Origin of the sequence: Amycolatopsis kentuckyensis (genome assembly GCF_041679295.1) — a bacterium.
GTDB lineage: Bacteria > Actinomycetota > Actinomycetes > Mycobacteriales > Pseudonocardiaceae > Amycolatopsis > Amycolatopsis kentuckyensis_A.
The window spans coordinates 498,456-518,486 of record NZ_JBGDMD010000005.1; the positions used below are offsets into that span (position 1 = coordinate 498,456).

Consider the following 20,031-nt stretch of genomic DNA (forward strand, 5'->3'; position numbering starts at 1 on the left):
GTTCGACCTGATCGACAAGGAGTTCGGGGCGTGACCTCCGACAACGAGAAGAAGCTGCTCGACTACCTCAAGAAGGTCACCACCGACCTCCGCGCGGCGAACCAGCGGCTGCGCGAGGTGGAGGAGCGCGACGCCGAACCGGTCGCGGTGATCGGGATGAGCTGCCGGTTCCCCGGCGGCGTCCGCACCCCCGAACAGCTGTGGCAGCTGCTCGCCGACGGTGGCGACGGCATGGCGGGCTTCCCCGCCGACCGCGGCTGGCCCGCGGCGCTCTACTCCGGCGACGCCGAGCAGGCGGGCACCAGCTACGTCCGCGAGGGCGGGTTCGTCTACGACGCGGCCGAGTTCGACCCCGGCTTCTTCGGGATGAGCCCGCGCGAGGCACTGGCCACCGACCCGCAGCAGCGGCTGCTGCTCGAAACGGCGTGGGAGACCGTCGAACGCGCCGGGATCGACCCGCTTTCGCTGCGTGGCACCCGGGCCGGGGTGTTCGTCGGCGGCACGTCCACCGGCTACGGCTCCGGCCTGACCGCGCTGCCCGACGGCGTCGAAGGGCACCTGCTCACCGGCAACTCGACCGCGGTGATCTCCGGCCGGGTCGCCTACCAGCTCGGGCTCAAGGGCCCGGCGGTCACGGTGGACACCGCGTGCTCGTCGTCGCTGGTCGCGCTGCATTGGGCGGCCCAATCCCTGCGACGCGGCGAGTGCTCGCTCGCGCTCGTCGGCGGCGTGACGGTGATGTCGACGCCGGGCATGTTCCTCGAGTTCAGCCGCCAGCGCGGGCTGGCGCCCGACGGGCGGTGCAAGCCGTTCGCGGCCGCGGCCGACGGCACCGGCTGGTCCGAGGGCGTCGGCCTTGTCCTGGTCGAGAAGCTGTCGGACGCGCTCGCCAACGGGCACCCGGTACTGGCGGTGGTCCGCGGCTCGGCGGTCAACTCCGACGGCGCGTCCAACGGGCTCACCGCGCCCAACGGCCCGGCCCAGCAGCAGGCCATCCGGGCCGCGCTGGCGAGCGCCGGGCTCGCACCGTCCGAGGTGGACGTCGTCGAGGCGCACGGCACGGGTACCACCCTGGGCGACCCGATCGAGGCGCACGCGCTGCTGGCCACCTACGGCCAGGACCGCGACCGGCCGCTGTGGCTCGGCTCGGTGAAGTCGAACATCGGCCACACCCAGGCCGCCGCCGGCGTCGCCGGGGTGCTCAAGGTGATCCTTTCGATGCAGCACGGCCTGCTGCCGCGCACGGTCCACGTCGACGAGCCGTCGCCGCACATCGACTGGACGGCCGGGCGCGTCGAGCTGCTCACTGAGAACGTCCCGTGGCCGGCCGGGGAGACCCCGCGCCGGGCCGGCGTGTCGTCGTTCGGCATCAGCGGCACCAACGCGCACGTGATCCTGGAGAGCCACGACGACTCCGCGCCCGCCACGGAGACCGCTGTGGACGGCGTGGTTCCGCTCGTGCTGTCCGCCCGGTCCGCCGAAGCCTTGCGGGAGCAAGCCGTCCGGTTGCGTGCGCACCTGACGACGGGCCCGTCGCTGGCGGACACCGCGTTTTCGCTGGTCACCGGCCGGTCGGCGTTCGAGCACCGGGCCGTCGTGCTGGCCGGCGACACCGCGTCGGCGGTGACCGGATTGGACGCGCTCGCGGCCGGTGAGCCGTCGGCGTCCGTTGTGGACGGTGTCGTCGGCAAGGCCGGCAAGACGGCGTTCCTGTTCTCCGGTCAGGGTTCCCAGCGGATCGGGATGGGTGCCGGGCTGCGTTCGGCTTTCCCGGTGTTCGCGACGGCCTTCGACGAGGTGTGCGCGGGTTTCGGCGTTCCGCTGGCCGAAGTGATCTCGGGCGGGTCCTTGAACGACACCGGCCACACCCAGCCCGCGCTGTTCGCCGTCGAGGTGGCTTTGTTCCGGTTGCTGGAATCCTGGGGCGTGGAACCGGACTTCCTGGCCGGGCACTCCATCGGCGAACTGGCCGCGGCGCACGTCGCCGGAATCCTCTCGCTGGCCGACGCCTGCGAGCTGGTCGCCGCGCGCGCCCGGCTGATGCAGGCCCTCCCGGCCGGCGGGGCGATGGTCGCCGTGCAGGCGACCGAAGCCGAGGTCACGCCGCTGCTGGGCGAGCGCGTGAACCTGGCCGCGGTCAACGCGCCCGGCTCGGTCGTGCTGTCCGGCTACGAAGACGCGGTGCTCGCGGCCGCGGCCGAACTGGCTTCCCGCGGTCGCAAGACGAAGCGGCTCTCCGTGTCGCACGCGTTCCACTCGGTGCTGATGGAGCCGATGCTGGCGGAGTTCCGGCAGGTCGTGGCCGGGCTGACCTTCTCGGCGCCTCGGCTGCCGCTCGTCACGGGCGATGCCGCCGACCTCACCGACCCGGAGTACTGGGTGCGGCACGTGCGCGAGCCGGTCCGGTTCGCCGACCGGATGACCGCCTTGGCAGCCCGTGGTGTCACGCGGTTCGTCGAGGTCGGCCCGGACGGGACCCTCGCCGGGACGGCGAGCGTGCCCGTCGTGGCGATGCTGCGTGCTTCTCGTGATGAACGTGAGTCGGCGTTGTCGGCACTGGCCGAGCTGCACGTCCGGGGCGGTGCGCCCGACTGGACGGCCCTGCTCGACGGCGCCCGGCGGGTCGAGCTGCCGACGTACGCCTTCCAGCACGAACGTTTCTGGCTCACCTCGCCGGAGTCCACCGCGGCCGTCGACACCGACGCGGACGACTTCTGGTCTGCGGTCGAGCACGAGGACCTCGCCGCGTTGACCACGACGTTGGCCGTGCCCGCGGAGACGCCGCTCAGCGAGGTCGTCCCGGCACTGGCCGCTTGGCGCCGTCGTCAGCACGAAGAGTCCCTTGTGGACGGGTGGCGCTACCGGATCGCCTGGCGCCCGGTCACCGGGACGACCACGGCCCGGCTGTCCGGCCGCTGGCTTCTGCTCGCCCAGGAGGGCTTCGGCGAGCTGGCCGCGGGTCTGCGGGCCCGGGGCGCGGAGGTCGTCGAGCTGTCCGACGTCGCTCAGCTGGCGGACGAGCCCGCCGGAGTCCTTTCGACGCTGGCCGTCGAGGAGACGCTCGCGCTGATCCAGCGCCTGGGCACGCTCGGCTGGTCCGCGCCGCTGTGGTGCTTGACCCGGGGCGCGGTCTCGACCGGCCGCTCCGACCCCCTCGACCACCCGGAGCAGGCCCGGGTGTGGGGCCTCGGCCGGTCCGCCGCGGTCGAACACCCGCGCCGGTGGGGCGGCCTGATCGACCTGCCGGGGCAGCTCGACGACCGCGGCCTCGACCGGCTGTGCGGCGTGCTCGCCGACGGCACCGAGGACGAGGTCGCCATCCGGCCCTCCGGGGTGTTCGCCCGGCGGCTCGTACGTGCACCGCTGCCCGGTGACTGTCCCGAATGGACGGTCACCGGCACGGTGCTGATCACCGGGGGCACCGGTGCGCTCGGTGGCCACCTGGCGCGCTGGGCGCTCGATCGCGGCGCGTCGCACGTCGTGTTGGCGAGCCGGCGCGGCGCGATCGACCCTGCCGAGCCCGAGATCACCGTCGTGGCCTGCGACTGCGCCGACCGGGACGCGGTCACTGCGCTCGTGGACTCCCTGCCGGACCTGACCGCCGTGGTCCACGCGGCGGGCGTGCTCGACGACGGCGTGCTCGACGGGCTCACGCCCGAAAAGCTCGACCGCGTGCTGCGGGCCAAGGCGACCTCCGCCCGGGTGCTGCACGAGGCCACCGCGGATCGCGAGCTGTCGGCGTTCGCGCTGTTTTCGTCGCTGGCGGGGACGGTCGGTTCGGCCGGACAGGGCAACTACGCGGCGGCGAACGCGTACCTCGACGCGCTGGCCGCGTACCGGCGAGCCCGGGGGCTCCCGGCGACGTCGCTCGCCTGGGGACCGTGGGCCGACGCCGGGATGGCGGTCGACACCGCCGTCCGCGACCGGCTGCGGCGCGGCGGCCTCACGCCCCTCGACCCGGAACGCGCGGTCGCCGCGCTCGACCGGGCGCTGGCGGCCGGCGACGTCGCGGTCGCGCTCGCCGACGTCGACTGGCCCGTCTACGGCCCCGCGCTCACCGCTGTGCGGCCAAGCGGGCTGCTGACCGAACTCCCCGAGGCAGCCGGTGCTCCGGTCGTCGAGCTGTCCGATGTGGACATGCTGACCCTGGTGCGCCGTCAGGTCGCGGCGGTGCTCGGGTACACCGAAGAGGTCGCCGCGGACAAGTCGTTCAAGGACCTCGGGTTCGACTCGCTGACCGCCGTCGAGCTGCGCAACCGCCTCGGCGCGGCCACCGGCACGGACCTGCCCGCGACGCTGATCTACGACTACCCGACGGCCGCCGAACTGGCGGCGCACTTGGCGGGAACGTCGAGCGAAGCAACGGTGATCTCGCCGCCTACTCTGTCCACAGAGGACCCGATCGTCGTCGTCGCGATGGGCTGCCGGTTCCCCGGCGGCGTGCGGACGCCGGAAGACCTGTGGGAGCTGCTGGCTTCCGGACGCGACGCGGTCTCGGGCTTCCCCGCCGACCGGCACTGGGACCTCGCGGGGCTCGCGGCGGCCGGGGTCGTCACGGGTGGCGGCGCGTTCGTCGACGGCGTCACGGAATTCGACCCGGCCTTCTTCGGCATCTCGCCGCGGGAAGCGCTGGCGATGGACCCACAGCAGCGGCTCGTGCTGGAGACGGCCTGGGAGACCCTGGAACGCGCCGGCGTCGATCCGGCCGGCAACCCGGACGTGGGCGTGTTCCTGGGGACCAACGGGCAGGACTACCCGGCGGTGCTCGCGGGCTCGGGCGAGGACTTCGGCGGGTTCGTCGGCACCGGGAACGCGGCTTCGGTCGTCTCGGGCCGGGTGTCGTACGTGCTGGGCCTGAGCGGCCCGGCGGTCACGGTGGACACGGCGTGCTCGGCGTCGCTGGTCGCGCTGCACCTGGCGGCGCAGTCGGTGCGCGCGGGGGAGTGCGCGTTGGCGCTGGCCGGCGGCGTGACGGTGATGGCGACGCCCGGCGCGTTCGTCGAGTTCTCCCGGCAGGGCGGGCTCGCGGCGGACGGCCGGTGCAAGGCTTTCGCCGACGACGCGGACGGCACGGGCTGGGGCGAAGGCGCCGGTGTCGTGCTGGTCGAACGGCTGTCGGACGCGCGCCGGCTCGGGCACCCGGTGCTCGCGGTGCTGCGCGGCTCGGCGATGAACCAAGACGGCGCGTCGAACGGGCTCACCGCGCCGAACGGGCCGTCGCAGCAACGGGTCATCCTCTCCGCGTTGGCCGCCGCCGGGCTGGCACCGTCCGATGTGGACGCCGTCGAGGCGCACGGCACCGGCACCGCGCTCGGCGACCCGATCGAGGCGCAGGCGCTGCTGGCGACGTACGGCCGGGAGCGCGCCACACCGTTGTGGCTGGGGTCGCTGAAGTCCAACATCGGGCACACGCAGGCGGCGGCGGGAATCGCCGGCGTCATCAAGATGGTGCTCGCGTTGGGCCACGGTGTGCTGCCGAAGACGCTGCACGCGGACCGGCCGTCCCGGCATGTCGACTGGACCGGCGGCGCGGTGGCGTTGCTGACCTCGTCGCAGCCCTGGCCGGCCGGGGAGCGGCCGCGGCGGGCCGGGGTGTCGTCGTTCGGCTTCAGCGGCACGAACGCGCACGTCATCATCGAGGAGCCGCCCGCCGAAGCCCTCGTGAGTGAGAAACAGTGCTCTAACCCTGTTTCTCACTCACGACCGGCCGTGGCGGACTGCGTGGCGTGGCCGTTGTCGGCGCGGTCGGAGCCGGCGTTGCGCGAGCAGGCCCGCCGGCTCGCGGCCTTCGACTCGGACGCCGCTCCGGCCGACGTCAGCCTGACCCTGGCCGGCCGGGCGGCGTTCGACCACCGGGCGGTGGTGACGGGCGCGTCGAGGGCGGACCTGCTGGCCGGGCTGGCCGCGGTGGCGGCGGGCGGGAAGAGCCCGGGCGTGGTCACCGGAGTGGCCGTCCCGGGCGCGACAGGCCTGTTGTTCGCCGGGCAGGGTTCGCAGCGCGTGGGGATGGGGGCGGAGCTGTACGCGCGGTTCCCGGCGTTCGCGGACGCGTTCGACGCGGCGTGCGCGGTGCTGGACCCGTCGCTGGAGCGGCCGTTGCGGGAAGTCGTGTTCGGCGACGCCGAGGCACTCGACCAGACGGGGTACACGCAGCCGGCGCTGTTCGCTTTCGAGGTCGCGTTGTTCCGGCTGCTGGAGTCGTGGGGCGTCCGGCCGGACTACCTGGTGGGCCACTCGATCGGCGAACTGGCGGCGGCGCACGTCGCCGGGGTGTTCTCGCTGCCGGACGCGGGCAAGCTGGTCGCGGCTCGCGCTGGTCTGATGCAGGCGCTGCCGGCCGGGGGCGCGATGCTGGCGGTGCAGGCCGCTGAGCAGGAGGTTCTCTCGGTGGCGGCGGGCCGCGCGGACCTGGCGGCGGTGAACGGGCCGCGGTCGGTGGTCCTGTCCGGCGAGACGGAGGCGCTGGCGGAGATCGCCGCCGAGCTGACCGCGCGCGGGCTGAAGTCTAGGGATTTGCGGGTCTCGCATGCGTTTCACTCGGCTCGTATGGACGCGATGCTGGAGGACTACGCCGAGGTGGCGCGCGGGATCGGCTACGCCGGGCCGCGCGTGCCCGTCGTGTCCACGGTGACCGGGCGGGTCGCGGAGGAGCTGACGGACCCGGGGTACTGGGTCCGCCAGGTGCGCGAGCCGGTGCGGTTCGCGTCGGCGGTCGAGACGGTGCGGTCGGCCGGCGCGACGCGGTTGGTGGAGCTGGGGCCGGACGGGACGTTGTCGGCGTTGGCGCCCGCTTGTGTCCCGATGCTGCGCAAGGACCGGCCGGAGGTGTCGACGGCGCTGCTGGCGTTGGGGTCTTTGCACGTGAGCGGGCAGACGGTGGATTGGACGCCGCTGTCCCCGGGGGCGCGGTACGTGGCGTTGCCGACGTACCCGTTCGAGCGACAGGTGTTCTGGCCGGAGCCCGCGGTTCCGAGTGGGTCGCCTTCGGACGCGTGGCGTTACCGGGTGTCTTGGCGGCCGGTGGCGGATGGGCCGCAGGGTGGGTTGACCGGCCGGTGGCTGGTGGCGGTTCCCGCCGGGTTCGACGGAGACCCGCTGGTCAAGGGCGTGTTGGCGGCGTTGGCCGAGGCCGGGGCCGAGCCGGTGGCGATGACGGCCGGGGAGGGTGATCTCGACCGGGACGCGCTGGCCGGCCGGCTGCTGGGGATCGGCACCGAGCCGACGCCCGCCGCGCTCGGTGGTACCGGTGGCGGCCCGGCCGCCGGTGCCGAGCCGATGCTCGGCGGGACCGATCGCGACTGGGGCGCTGGTTCAGGGCCGGCGCCCGGCTCGCTCGGCGGGATCGGCCTCGGTCCGGCTGCCGGTGCTGAGCCCACGGCCCGCGCACTCGGCGAGGTCGCCGGCGTGCTCTCGCTCCTGGGCCTGGCCGTCCAAGCCACCCCGGACCACCCGTCCGTCCCCCTCGGGCTGGCGCTGAGCACCACCCTCCTCCAGTCCCTCGGCGACGCCGGCATCACCGCGCCGCTGTGGCACGTCACCTCCGGGGCCGTGGCCGTCGAAGCCGAAACCCTCGCCGAGCCGTTGTCCGCCGGGATCTGGGGCCTGGGGCGGACCGCCGCCCTCGAACACCCCGACCGGTGGGGCGGCCTCGCCGACCTGCCCGCAGACCCCGGCGGACCCGAGCTGACCAGCCTCCTCACCGCCCTCGCCGCGACCGACGGGGAAGACCAGCTCGCCATCCGCCCGCACGGCACCTTCGCCCGCCGGCTCGTGCGGGCCCCGGTCACCCCGACCGAACCGTGGACCCCGCGCGGCACCGTGCTCGTCACCGGTGGCACCGGCGCCCTCGGAGCCGAAGTCGCGCGGTGGCTGGCCCGCACCGGCGCGCCACACGTTGTGCTCGTCGGGCGGCGTGGCCCCGCCGCTCCCGGGGCCGCCGACCTCGAGGCCGAACTCAGCTCGCTCGGCACCAAGGTCACCATCGCCGCCGTCGACCTCGCCGATCGGAAGGCCGTCGCCGAGCTGCTCGACGAGCTGCCCGACCTCGACGCCGTCGTCCACGCCGCCGGGGTTCTCGACGACGGCGTCCTCGACTCCCTTACGCCGCACCGGATCGCGACCGTGATGCGAGCCAAAGTGGACTCCGCCCGCAACCTCGACGAGCTGACCCGCAACCGGGACCTCTCCGCCTTCGTCCTGTTCTCCTCCCTCGCCGCCACCCTCGGCGCGGCCGGGCAGGGCAACTACGTCGCCGCCAACGCTGTCCTCGACGCCCTCGCCGAACGCCGGGCCGGGCTCGGCCTGCCCGCCACCTCCATCGCCTGGGGACCGTGGGCCGGCGCCGGCATGGCCGCCGGGAGCAGCTCCCGCGCCGAACGCGGGGGGATCCGGCCGATGGCCCCCGCCCTGGCCACCGCCGCGTTGCACCGCGCGCTCACGGACAGCGAGCCGGTCCTCGCCGTCGCCGATGTCGACTGGACGCAGTTCCGCGCCAGCCGGCTCCTCGACGAGCTGCCCGAAGCCCGCCGCAAGGAGCCGGAGCAGGACTTCCGCGCGAAGCTCGACACCCTGACCGGGCCCGAGCGGGACCGCGCGCTGCTCGAGCTGGTGCGCGCCGAGGTCGCCGCCGTGCTCGGCTACGCCAGTCCGTCCACTGTGGACCCCGGGCTCGCGTTCAAAGAACTGGGTCTCGACTCGCTCACCGCCGTCGAGCTGCGCAACGAGCTCGCCGCCGTCACCGGCCTGGCCCTGCCCGCGACGCTCGGTTTCGACTACGCGAACCCGGCCGCGCTCGCCGCGTACCTCGGCCGCGAACTCGGGCCGGCCGACCCGGCCGAAGTCGCGGTCGAACGCATCGAAGCGGCCCTCGCCGGCCTGACCGCCGAGCAGGGCACCCGCGTCACCGCGCGGCTGCAGGCCCTGCTGAGCCGCCTGAACGCGGAACCGGTTGAAAGCGCGCGGCAGAAGCTCGAAACGGCCAGCGAAACCGAGATCTTCGACTTCATCGACAACGAGCTGGGGCTCGCGTGACGGGGGCGACGTGAACGAGGAGAAGCTGCTCGGTTACCTGCGCAAGGTCACCGCCGACCTGCACGAGACGCGGGAGCGGCTGCGGGCGGCCGAAGCGTGCGCGCCGGAGCCGATCGCCATCGTGGCCCTGGCCTGTAGGTTCCCCGGCGGCGTCGAGACGCCCGAGGACCTCTGGCGGGTCCTGGAAACCGGCACCGACACGCTGACGGACTTCCCCGACGACCGCGGCTGGGACCTCGACGCGGTCTACCACCCCGACCCGGCTCACCCGGGCACCAGCTACGTGCGCCAGGGCGGGTTCGTCCGCGACGCGGGCGCGTTCGACGCCGCCTTCTTCGGGATCTCGCCCCGCGAGGCCCTCGCCATGGACCCGCAGCAGCGGCTGCTGCTCGAAACCTCCTGGGAGGCCTTGGAACGCGCCGGGATCGACCCGCACTCCCTGCGGGGCGCGCCGGTCGGCGTGTTCGCCGGCACCAACGGCCAGGACTACCCGGGCCTGCTCAGCCTCGCTCCCGGCGTCGGCGACGGCTACGAGAGCACCGGCAACGCGGCCAGTGTCCTTTCCGGACGGATCGCCTACGCGCTCGGCCTGGAGGGCCCGGCCGTCACGGTCGACACGGCGTGCTCGTCGTCGCTGGTCGCACTGCACTGGGCGGCGCACGCGCTGCGCGAAGGGGAGTGCGACCTCGCGCTCGCCGGTGGCGTCACGGTCATGACGACGCCCGGCGCGTTCATCGGGTTCAGCAGGCAGCAGGGGCTGGCCGCGGACGGCCGGTGCAAGGCCTTCGCCGACACCGCCGACGGCACCGGCTGGGGCGAAGGCGCCGGCGTCGTCCTGCTGGAACGGCTGTCCGACGCCCGGCGCAACGGCCACCCCGTGCTCGCGCTCGTCGCGGGCTCGGCGATCAACTCCGACGGCGCGTCGAACGGGCTCACCGCCCCGAACGGCCCGTCGCAGCAACGGGTCATCCGCGCCGCGCTCGCCGACGCCGGGCTGTCACCGTCCGATGTGGACGCCGTCGAGGCGCACGGCACGGGGACCAGCTTGGGCGATCCGATCGAAGCCCAGGCCCTGCTGGCCACCTACGGCCGCGACCGCCGGACGCCGCTGTGGCTCGGCTCGATCAAGTCGAACCTCGGCCACACCCAGGCCGCCGCCGGGGTCGCCGGGGTGATCAAGATGACCCTCGCGCTGCGCAACGGCGTCCTGCCGAAGACCCTGCACGTCGATCGGCCGTCGTCCCGGGTGGACTGGTCGGCCGGTGACGTCCGCCTGCTGACCGAGCCGGTCCTGTGGCCGGACGAGGGGCGGGTGCGCCACGCGGGCGTCTCGGCGTTCGGCGTGAGCGGGACCAACGCGCACGTGCTCCTCGCCGCGCCACCGGCCGAAGAAGACCCAAAGCCGCAGGAAAGCCCGTCCGTCGTGCCGTGGATCCTTTCCGGACGGTCGGAAGCTGCCCTCCGCGCTCAAGCCGCACGGCTGGCCGGTGTCGAAGGCGACCCCGCCGGGATCGGGCTGGCGCTCGCCACGACCCGCTCGGCCTTCGAGCACCGGGCCGTCCTGATCGGTGACGCGGCAGAACTGGCCGAAGGAGTGCGTGCGCTCGCCAAGGGCGACGAGGTACCCGTCCGCGGCACGGTGACCGAAGGACTGACCGCGTTCCTGTTCACCGGCCAGGGTGCACAGCGCGCCGGCATGGGCCGCGAACTGCACGACCGCTTCCCGGCCTACGCGAACGCTCTCGACGAGATCTGCGCGGAGTTCGACCGCCACCTCGACCGTCCACTCAAGAGGGTCATCGAGTCCGGAGTGGATCTCGACGAGACGGCGTACACCCAGCCCGCGCTGTTCGCGGTCGAGGTCGCGCTGTTCCGGCTGGTCGAATCCTGGGGTGTCACACCCGACCACCTCGCCGGGCACTCCATCGGCGAACTGGCGGCCGCGCACGTCGCCGGCGTCTTCTCCCTCGCCGACGCGGCCGAGCTGGTCGCCGCGCGTGGCCGGCTCATGCAGGCGCTGCCGCGCGGAGGCGCCATGGTCGCCGTTCAAGCGACCGAAGCCGAAGTGACACCGCTGCTCACCGAGAGCGTCTCGCTCGCCGCCGTCAACGGCCCGGAATCCGTCGTGGTGTCCGGCGACGGCACCGAGAAGATCGAGCGGCACTTCGCCGACCTCGGCCGGCGGACCCGGCGGCTCACCGTCTCCCACGCCTTCCACTCGCCGCTGATGGACCCGATGCTCGCGGAGTTCCGCCGGGTCGCCGAGCGCGTCACCTACTCCCGGCCGCGGCTCCCGATCGTGTCGACGGTGACCGGGACGCCGCTCACCGACGAACTGACCACTTCGGACCACTGGGTCCGGCAGGTCCGGCAGCCCGTCCGGTTCGCCGCCGCCGTGGCGGCGCTCGCCGGCCTCGGGACCACCCGGTTCCTGGAGGTCGGGCCGCACGGCGTGCTCGCCGCCATGACCGAGGAGTGCCTGCCCGGCGCGACGACCGCCGCGCTGCTGCGCAAGGACCGCGACGAGGTCCGGACCGCGCTGACCGCCGTGGCGACCATGTACGTCCGGGGCGCGCGGGCCGGCTGGGGCGCGCTGTTCCCCGGCGCGCGGGCGTGCGCCTTGCCGACCTACGCGTTCCAGCGCGAGGCCTACTGGCCGGAGCTGCCGCGCCCGGTGGGCGGCACCACCCGCGACGCCCTGCTCAAGCTCGACTGGGTGCCGGTCGAGCGTGAGCAGGGTGTGCCCGTCCCGGCGACGTGGGCCGTGCTCGGCTCGGGGCATCGGGAACTCGCCGCCGCCCTGTTCGCCGAGCTGGGGGCATTGGCTTGCCACCCCGACCTCGACGGCGTCGCCGAGGCGGGCTCGCTGCCCGACGTCCTCGTCGCTCCGTTCGTCTCCCGGTCCGAAGTGGACACTCCCGGCGAGGCGGCGCGCCGCGCGCTGCATCTCGTGCGCTCCTGGCTGGCCGACGCCCGGTTCGACGGCCGCACCCTGGTCGTGCTGACCCGCGGTGCCGCCGTCGCCGAGGGCGTTGTGGATCTCGCGCAGGCCCCGGTGTGGGGCCTGGTGCGCTCGGCGGCGGAGGAGAACCCCGGCCGGTTCGTGCTCGCCGACGTCGACGACCCGGCGGCGGCGCGGTTGCTGCCCGCCGCGCTCGCCACCGGCGAACCCGAGCTCCTGCTCCGCGACGGCGAGATCCGCGTGTCCCGCCTGGCCAGGGCGTCCGAGCCGGGCACGTCCGCGTCCTTCGGTCCGGAAGGGACGGTGCTGATCACCGGCGGGACCGGGGCGTTGGGCGCGCAGCTCGCGCGGCACCTGGCCGGCCGGCACGGTGTTCGGCACCTGCTCCTCGTGAGCCGCCGCGGCCCGGCCGCCGACGGCGCCGCCGAGCTGGCCGCCGACCTCACCGAGCTGGGCGCGGAACCGGTCATCGCGGCCTGCGACGCCGCCGACCGCGACGCACTGGCCTCGCTCCTGGCGGCCATCCCGGAAGACCGGCCACTGACCGGCGTCGTCCACACGGCCGGGGTGCTCGACGACGGCGTCGTGTCCGCACTGACCCCCGAGCGCCTCGACACCGTCCTGCGGCCCAAGATCGACGCCGTCACGAACCTCCACGAGCTGACCGCCGGCTCCGAGCTGACGGCGTTCGTCGTGTTCTCCTCGATCTCCGGCACCCTCGGCCCGGCCGGGCAGGCGAACTACGCGGCGGCCAACGTCTGGCTCGACGCGCTCGCCCGCCACCGCCGCGACCAGGGCCTGCCCGGGCTCGCGCTCGGCTGGGGCCTGTGGGCGCAGGACGGCGGCATGACCGGCGGCCTCGCCGACCGCGACCGCCGTCGCCTGGGCGCCACCGGCATGATTCCGCTGTCCACTGTGGAAGGTCTCCGGCTGTTCGACGCGGCCTGCCACGGCGGCGAACCCGCGGTGCTGCCGATCCGGTTCGACTTCGACGTGCTGCGCGCCGCCCCCGCGCTACCCCCGATCTTCGCCGGGCTCGTCCCGCCGCGGCCGGCCGCCGAGCCCGCCGCCGACCGGCCGGCCGACGTGCTCGACGTCGTCCGCGGCGCTGTGGCGCTGGTGCTCGGCTACGCCGGCGCGGCGGCCGTCGAGCCGGACCGTGCGTTCAAGGACCTCGGCTTCGACTCGCTGACCGCCGTGGAACTGCGCAACCGGCTGGCCGCGGCCACCGGCCAGCGCCTGCCCGCCACGCTGATCTACGACTACGCCACCCCGAACGCCCTGGCCGCGCACCTGGCAGGCGACGCGGGCCCGGCGGCCCCGATCCCGGTGGCCCGGACCGGCGACGAGCCGATCGCGATCGTGTCGATGGCCTGCCGGTTCCCCGGCGGCGTCCGCACCCCGGACGACCTGTGGGCGTTGCTCGCCGGCGGCCGGGACGCGATCGGCGGCTTCCCGGCCGACCGCGGCTGGGACCTCGACGCGCTCTACGACCCGGACCCCGACAGCGAGGGCACGTCGTACGCCCGCGAAGGTGGTTTCCTCGACGACGCCGCGTTGTTCGACCCTGCCTTCTTCGGGATCTCGCCGCGGGAAGCCCTCGCGATGGACCCGCAGCAGCGGCTGCTGCTCGAGACGTCGTGGGAAGCCCTGGAACGCGCGGGGATCGACCCGGAGTCGCTGCGCGGTGCGCCGGTGGGCGTGTTCGCCGGGACCAACGGCCAGGACTACCCGGCGCTGCTCGCGTTGTCGCCGAAGAGCGCCGAAGGCTACCTGGGCACCGGCAATGCCGCTTCCGTGCTGTCCGGCCGGATCTCGTACGCGCTGGGGCTCGAGGGCCCGGCCGTCACCGTCGACACCGCGTGCTCGTCGTCCCTGGTCGCACTGCACTGGGCGATCCAGGCCCTGCGCACGGGGGAGTGTTCGCTCGTTCTCGCCGGCGGTGTCACGGTGCTGTCGACCCCCGGCTCGTTCGTCGAGTTCAGCCGCCAGCGCGGCCTGGCCCCGGACGGGCGGTGCAAGGCCTTCTCCGACGACGCCGACGGCACCGGCTGGGGCGAAGGCTCGGGAATGCTGGTGCTGGAACGGCTTTCCGACGCACGCCGCAACGGGCACCCCGTGCTCGCGGTCGTGCGCGGCAGCGCGGTCAACCAGGACGGCGCGTCGAACGGGCTCACCGCACCCAACGGGCCGTCGCAGCAACGGGTGATCCGGGCGGCGCTGGCGAACGCGGGACTCGAGCCGTCCGATGTGGACGCCGTCGAAGCGCACGGCACCGGGACGTCGCTGGGTGACCCGATCGAGGCGCAGGCGCTGATCGCGACCTACGGCCGGGAGCGCGACCGGCCGCTGTGGCTCGGGTCCATCAAGTCCAACGTGGGCCACACCCAGGCGGCGGCGGGCGTCGCCGGCGTCATGAAGATGGTGCTGGCGCTCCGCAACGGACTGCTGCCGCGGACCTTGCACGCCGATGTGCCTTCGTCCCATGTGGACTGGTCCGCTGGGGACGTGCGGCTGCTGTCGGAGCCCGTCCCGTGGCCGGACGCCGATCGCGTGCGCCGCGCCGGGGTGTCGTCGTTCGGCGTGAGCGGCACCAACGCCCACGTCATCATCGAAGCCGCCCCCGAAACAGCACCTTCACGGGAAAGTGCCGCCTCCGGATCGCTGACGGCGTGGAGCCTGTCCGGTCACAGCCCGGAGGCGCTGCGAGGTCAGGCCGAGCGGCTGCTCGGCCACGTCGACGCGCGTTCCGCCGAGCCCGCCCAGATCGGGACGGCACTGGCGGGCCGGACCGTCTTCGGGCACCGCGCGGTCGTCGTGGGTGCCGACCGGGACGAGCTGATCAAGGGCTTGGCCGCCGTGGCCGCCGACCGGCCCGCGGCCGGCGTTTCGACGGGCGTGCGAGCCGAGGGCGGGACCGCGTTCCTCTTCACCGGCCAGGGCGCGCAGCGGCTCGGCATGGGCGCCGGGCTGCGTCGCGAGTTCCCGGTGTTCGCCGACGCCTTGGCCGAGGTCTGTGCCGAGTTCGACACCCACCTCGACCGGCCCCTGCGCGAAGTGCTCGACACCGAATCCGAGCTGCTGGACCGCACCGAGTACACCCAGCCCGCGCTGTTCGCGGTCGAAGTGGCGCTCTTCCGCCTGCTGGAATCCTGGGGCGTCCACCCGGACCAGCTGGCCGGGCATTCGATCGGCGAACTGGCCGCCGCGCACGTCGCGGGCGTCTGGTCGTTGGCCGACGCCTGCACCGTCGTCGCCGCGCGCGGCCGCCTCATGCAGGCCCTCCCCGCCGGCGGTGCGATGCTCGCGATCGAGGCGACCGAGGCCGAAGTCGTCCCGACGCTGCCACCCGGTGTCGATCTCGCCGCCGTCAACGGACCCACGTCCGTGGTCGTCTCCGGTGCCGAAGACGGCGTCTCGGCCGTCGAACAGCACTGGGCCGGCCGCAAGACGCGCCGGCTGCGCGTCTCGCACGCCTTCCACTCGGCGGACATGGACGCGATGCTCGCGGACTTCGGCCGCGTCCTGAACAGCGTCACCTTCGCCGCGCCGGCCATCCCGGTCGTCTCGACGCTGACCGGGACGCCCGCGACCGAGCTGACGTCGCCGGAGTACTGGCTGCGTCAGACCCGCGGGACCGTCCGGTTCGCCGACGCCGTCGCCACCCTCGCCGGGCTGGGCGTGACCCGGTTCGCCGAGCTGGGCCCGGACGGCGTGCTCACCGCGATGGCCGCCGCCTGCCTGGACGACCGCGCACTGGCTGTCGCGCTGGTGCGCAAGGACGAACCGCGCGATCTGGTGACCGGCTTGGCGAAACTGCACGTCAGCGGCTCCACAGTGGACTGGGCCGCCGTCCTCGGTGGACCCGGCGACCCGGCGTCCCTGCCGACGTACGCCTTCCAGCACGAACGGTTCTGGCCCGAGTTCTCCCTGGCCCCCGCCGGGGACGTCACGCTGGCCGGCCTCGACCGCCCGGACCACCCGCTGCTGGGCGCGTCGGTCACGAACGCCGAAAACGGCACCGTGGTGTGCACGGGCCGGGTCTCGCCGCGCACCCACCCCTGGCTCGCCGACCACGTCGTCGCGGGCCGGACGTTGTTCCCGGGAACTGGCTTCGTCGAACTGGTCCTGCGCGCGGCCGAGCAGGCCGGCGCGGGTGGCATCGACGAACTGGTCATCGAGTCGCCCTTGGACCTACCCGGTGCGGGTGTGCAGCTGCAGGTAGTCCTCGACGCGCCGGACGAGTCGGGCACGCGGGCCGTCACCGTCCACTCGCGACTCGACGACGAGCCGTGGACCCGCCACGCCAGTGGCCGGCTCGCCGCCGAACCCGCTCCCGTCCCCGAAGACCTCGCGGTGTGGCCCCCGGCCGGCGCCGAACCCCTGGACCTCGGCGGCCTCTACAGCGCGGACAGCGAGTTCGGCTACGGTCCGGCTTTCCAGGGCCTGCGCGCGGCGTGGCGGCTCGGCGACGAGGTGCACGCCGAAGTGGCCCTGCGGCCCGAGGAGCACGCGGACGCGGCCCGGTCCGGTCTGCACCCGGCGCTGCTCGACGCGTCACTGCACGTCCTGGGCACGGTCGCCGAGTGGGCGGGCCGGAGCTACCTGCCGTTCTCCTGGAGCGGGGTGACGCTGCACGCGAGCGGCGCGACCGCGGTCCGGGTCACGGTCACGCCGAACGGCCACGACACGGTCAAGCTGAGCCTCGCCGACCCGGCCGGCCGCCCGGTGGCGTCGGTCGACGCGCTGGTGCTGCGGCCGCTGACCGACGGCCCCCGGCCGGCCCGGAAGGCGCCCGATTCGCTGTTCCGGCTGGACTGGCGGCCGGTCCCGGCGGTGCCGGTCGAAGGTGTCCGGCGGTGGGCGGTCCTCGGTGACGACGACCTCGAGCTCGGCGCGAGCGGCGTGACGTGCGAGTCCTATGTGGATCTCGACGCGCTCGGGACCGCGGTCGGGCTGGGCATGGCCGTGCCCGAAGCGGTGCTGGCCGTCCGGACCTCGGCCGCGGGCGTGCTGCCGGACGCCGCCCGGTCGGCCGCCCACGAGGTGCTGGCCCTGCTGCGGAAGTGGCTGGCCGACGAGCGCTTCGCCGCCTCCCGGCTGGTCGTGGTGACCCGCGGCGCGGTGGCCGCCGCGGCCGGCGACGCGGTCCCCGACCTGGCGGCGGCGCCGATCTGGGGCTTGGTCCGCTCGGCGCAGTCGGAGCACCCGGGCCGGATCCGGCTCGTCGACCTCGACGCCTCGGCGGACGCGCTGCCGGCCGCGGTCCTCAGTGACGAGCCGCAGCTGGCCGTGCGCGAAGGCACCCTGCTTGCCGCCCGGTTGACCCGCGCCAGCACCGAATCCGCCACCGGGAAACCGCCGTTCGGCCCGGACGGCACGGTGCTGCTCACCGGCGCCACCGGCAGCCTGGGCCGCGTGCTGGCGCGGCACCTCGTCACCGCGCACGACGTCCGGCGGCTCGTGCTGGCCAGCCGGGGCGCGGCCGACGCCGCCGATCTCCGAGACGAGCTGACCGCACTGGGCGCCGACGTGCGGCTCGCCGCGCGCGACACCGCGGACCGGGATGCGCTCGCCGCGCTGCTCGCGGAGATCCCCGACCTCGCCGCGGTCGTGCACGCCGCCGGGGTGCTCGACGACGGCGTCATCGACAGCCTCACCCCCGAACGGCTGGACACCGTGTTGCGGCCCAAGGTCGACGCCGCCTGGCACCTGCACGAACTGACCGCGGACCGGCACCTCTCGGCGTTCGTGCTCTTCTCCTCGGTGTCGGCCACGTTCGGCGCGCCCGGGCAGGGCAACTACGCCGCGGCGAACGCCTTCCTCGACGCGCTCGCCGCCCACCGGGCCGCCCGCGGGCTGCCCGCCCAGGCGCTGGCCTGGGGACTGTGGGAGACCGGGATGAGCTCCACGCTGGACTCCGCGGACCGGCAGCGGATGTCGCGCGGCGGCGTCCGCGCGCTGCCGGTCGAGCAAGGGCTGGCGTTGTTCGACGCCGCGACCGGCCTCGCCGAACCGGCGTTGGTCCCGGCGAAGCTGGACCTGTCCGGCGGTCCGGTCGCCACCGTCCTCGAGGGACTGACGCGCCCGGTGAGGCGGGCCGCGCAAGTCTCCGGTGGGGACACCCTGAGCCGCGCACTCGCCGGGAAGTCCGAACAGGACCGGGAAGCGGTGCTGCTGGACCTGGTCCGCGGCGCCGCGGCCACGGTGCTGGGGCACGGTGGTCCCGAAGCGGTGCGTCCGGACATCGGGTTCCTCGTCGCCGGGTTCGACTCGCTCACCGCCGTCGAGCTGCGCAACACCCTCGGCGCGGCCACCGGCCTCCGGCTGCCGCCGACGCTGGTGTTCGACTTCCCGACCCCCGAAGACCTCGCGGCTCACCTGCGAACTGAGCTGACCGTCACCGAGGAACCGAAGACGTCCACTGTGGACGCCGGGGACACGCTCGGCGCGTTGTTCCGCACGGCTTGTGAACTCGGCAAGATGAAGGAAGGCTTCGAGCTGCTGCAGAACGCGGCGCTGCTCCGCCCCACCTTCGACTCGGCCGCGGACCTGACGACGCCGCTCGGCTCGGTGAAGCTGGCGGCCGGCGAGCGGAGGCCGAAGCTCATCTGCTTCAGCTCGTACGTGGCGCTGGCGGGCGTGCACCAGTACGCCCGGTTCGCTTCGCCGTTCCGAGGTGACCGGGACGTCCACGCGTTGCCGGCACCGGGGTTCGTCAAGGGCGAGGCGCTGCCCGCCAGCGTCCGCGCGGTCGCCGAGGCGCAAGCCGACGCGGTACTGCGCGCCGCGGCCGGCGAGCCGTTCGTCCTGCTCGGCTCGTCCTCGGGCGGGATGCTCGCGCACGCCGCCGCCGAAGTCCTCGACGAGCGGGGCACGCCGCCGCTGGCCGTCGTGCTGCTCGACAGCTACCTGCCGCGCGCGGACTCACCGCTCGACCGGTTCCGCGACGAGCTGTTCGGCGGCATGTTCGACCGCGAAGAGGTGTTCGCGCCGATGGACGCCGCGCGGCTGTCGGCGATGAGCTGGTACTTCCGGCTGATGGCCGGCTGGGAACCCGCGAAGCTGCCGGTGCCGCTGCTGCTGGTCCGCTCGTCCGAGCCCCCGGTGGCCGACGCGCGGCTGGCCCCCGAGGAGTGGCAGACGCACTGGGACACCGCCGACACCGTCGTCGACGTGCCGGGCAACCACTTCACGATGGTCGAGGACCACGCCGCGACCACCGCCGAGACCGTGCGCGGCTGGCTCGGCACCACCCTCCAGGACGGAGTGCACGCATGACCGACGACCCGGAGCTCTGGCTCCGCCGCTACCACGACGCGGACGAGGGCGCCGTCCGGCTGTTCTGCCTGCCGCACGCGGGCGGCTCGGCCAGCTTCTACTTCCCGATGTCCGCCGGGCTCGGCCGCGCGGTCGAGGTGCTGTCCGTCCAGTACCCGGGCCGGCAGGACCGGCGGCTGGAGCCCGGGATCGACAACCTCCCCGAACTGGCCGACCGGCTCGCCGACGTGCTCGCGGAGGCGACGCGGGCGCCGTTCGCGCTGTTCGGGCACAGCATGGGCGCGACGCTGGCGTTCGAGGTCGCCACCCGGCTGGAACGGACCGGGGTGACGCCGCTGCACCTGTTCGCCTCCGGGCGGCGGGCGCCTTCCTGCCGCCGCGACGAGTCCGTGCACCTGCTCGACGACGACGGCGTCATCGCCGAGGTGCGCAAGCTCGGCGGCACCAACGCGGCCGTGCTGGGCGACGAGGAGATCCTGCGGATGGCGCTGCCCGCGATCCGCAACGACTACCGGGCCGCGGAGACCTACGTCCAGCGGCCGGGACCGAAGCTGGCCACGCCGATCACCGTGCTGACCGGCGACGCCGACCCGAAGACCACCCTCGCCGAGGCGCGCGCCTGGGCGGACCACACCGACGGCGAGTTCGAGCTGAAGGTGTTCCGCGGCGGGCACTTCTTCCTCGCCGACCACCAGCCCGAGGTGCTGCGGCTGATCTCCGCGCGGCTGGCGGGCACGCTGTCCGGCCACCACTGAAAG

At 74.4% G+C, this 20,031-nt stretch carries 3 protein-coding genes and 1 pseudogene (1 of these 4 cut by a window edge); all 4 read left to right on the plus strand.

The window, feature by feature from the left end; genetic code table 11:
* A protein-coding gene (locus tag ACERZO_RS23115; protein ID WP_444843226.1) for a type I polyketide synthase crosses the window boundary here: on the plus strand, positions 1 to 34 show its 3' end. Its footprint begins 24,290 nt before the window's first position; 34 of the gene's 24,324 nt are visible here — the last part of the coding sequence; its start codon lies beyond the left edge, outside the window; it ends in the stop codon at positions 32 to 34.
* Positions 31 to 9,030: a type I polyketide synthase gene (locus tag ACERZO_RS23120; protein WP_444843227.1), complete on the plus strand. Its 9,000-nt coding sequence runs from the start codon at positions 31 to 33 to the stop codon at positions 9,028 to 9,030. Before ACERZO_RS23115 ends, ACERZO_RS23120 begins: the two co-directional genes overlap by 4 nt.
* 16 nt (positions 9,031 to 9,046) lie before the next feature.
* Positions 9,047 to 19,273: pseudogene (locus ACERZO_RS23125) on the plus strand (SDR family NAD(P)-dependent oxidoreductase); the annotation flags it as partial.
* A complete protein-coding gene (locus tag ACERZO_RS23130; protein ID WP_372666811.1) occupies positions 19,270 to 20,028 on the plus strand; it encodes a thioesterase II family protein in 759 nt (252 codons plus the stop codon). The pseudogene ACERZO_RS23125 and the gene ACERZO_RS23130, both read left to right, overlap by 4 nt.
* Positions 20,029 to 20,031 lie beyond the last annotated feature (3 nt).

Excerpts from the sequence above, each read along its gene's own strand:
- ACERZO_RS23130 (WP_372666811.1), top strand. The coding sequence starts at position 19,270 with ATGACCGACGACCCGGAGCTCTGGCTCCGCCGCTACCACGACGCGGAC.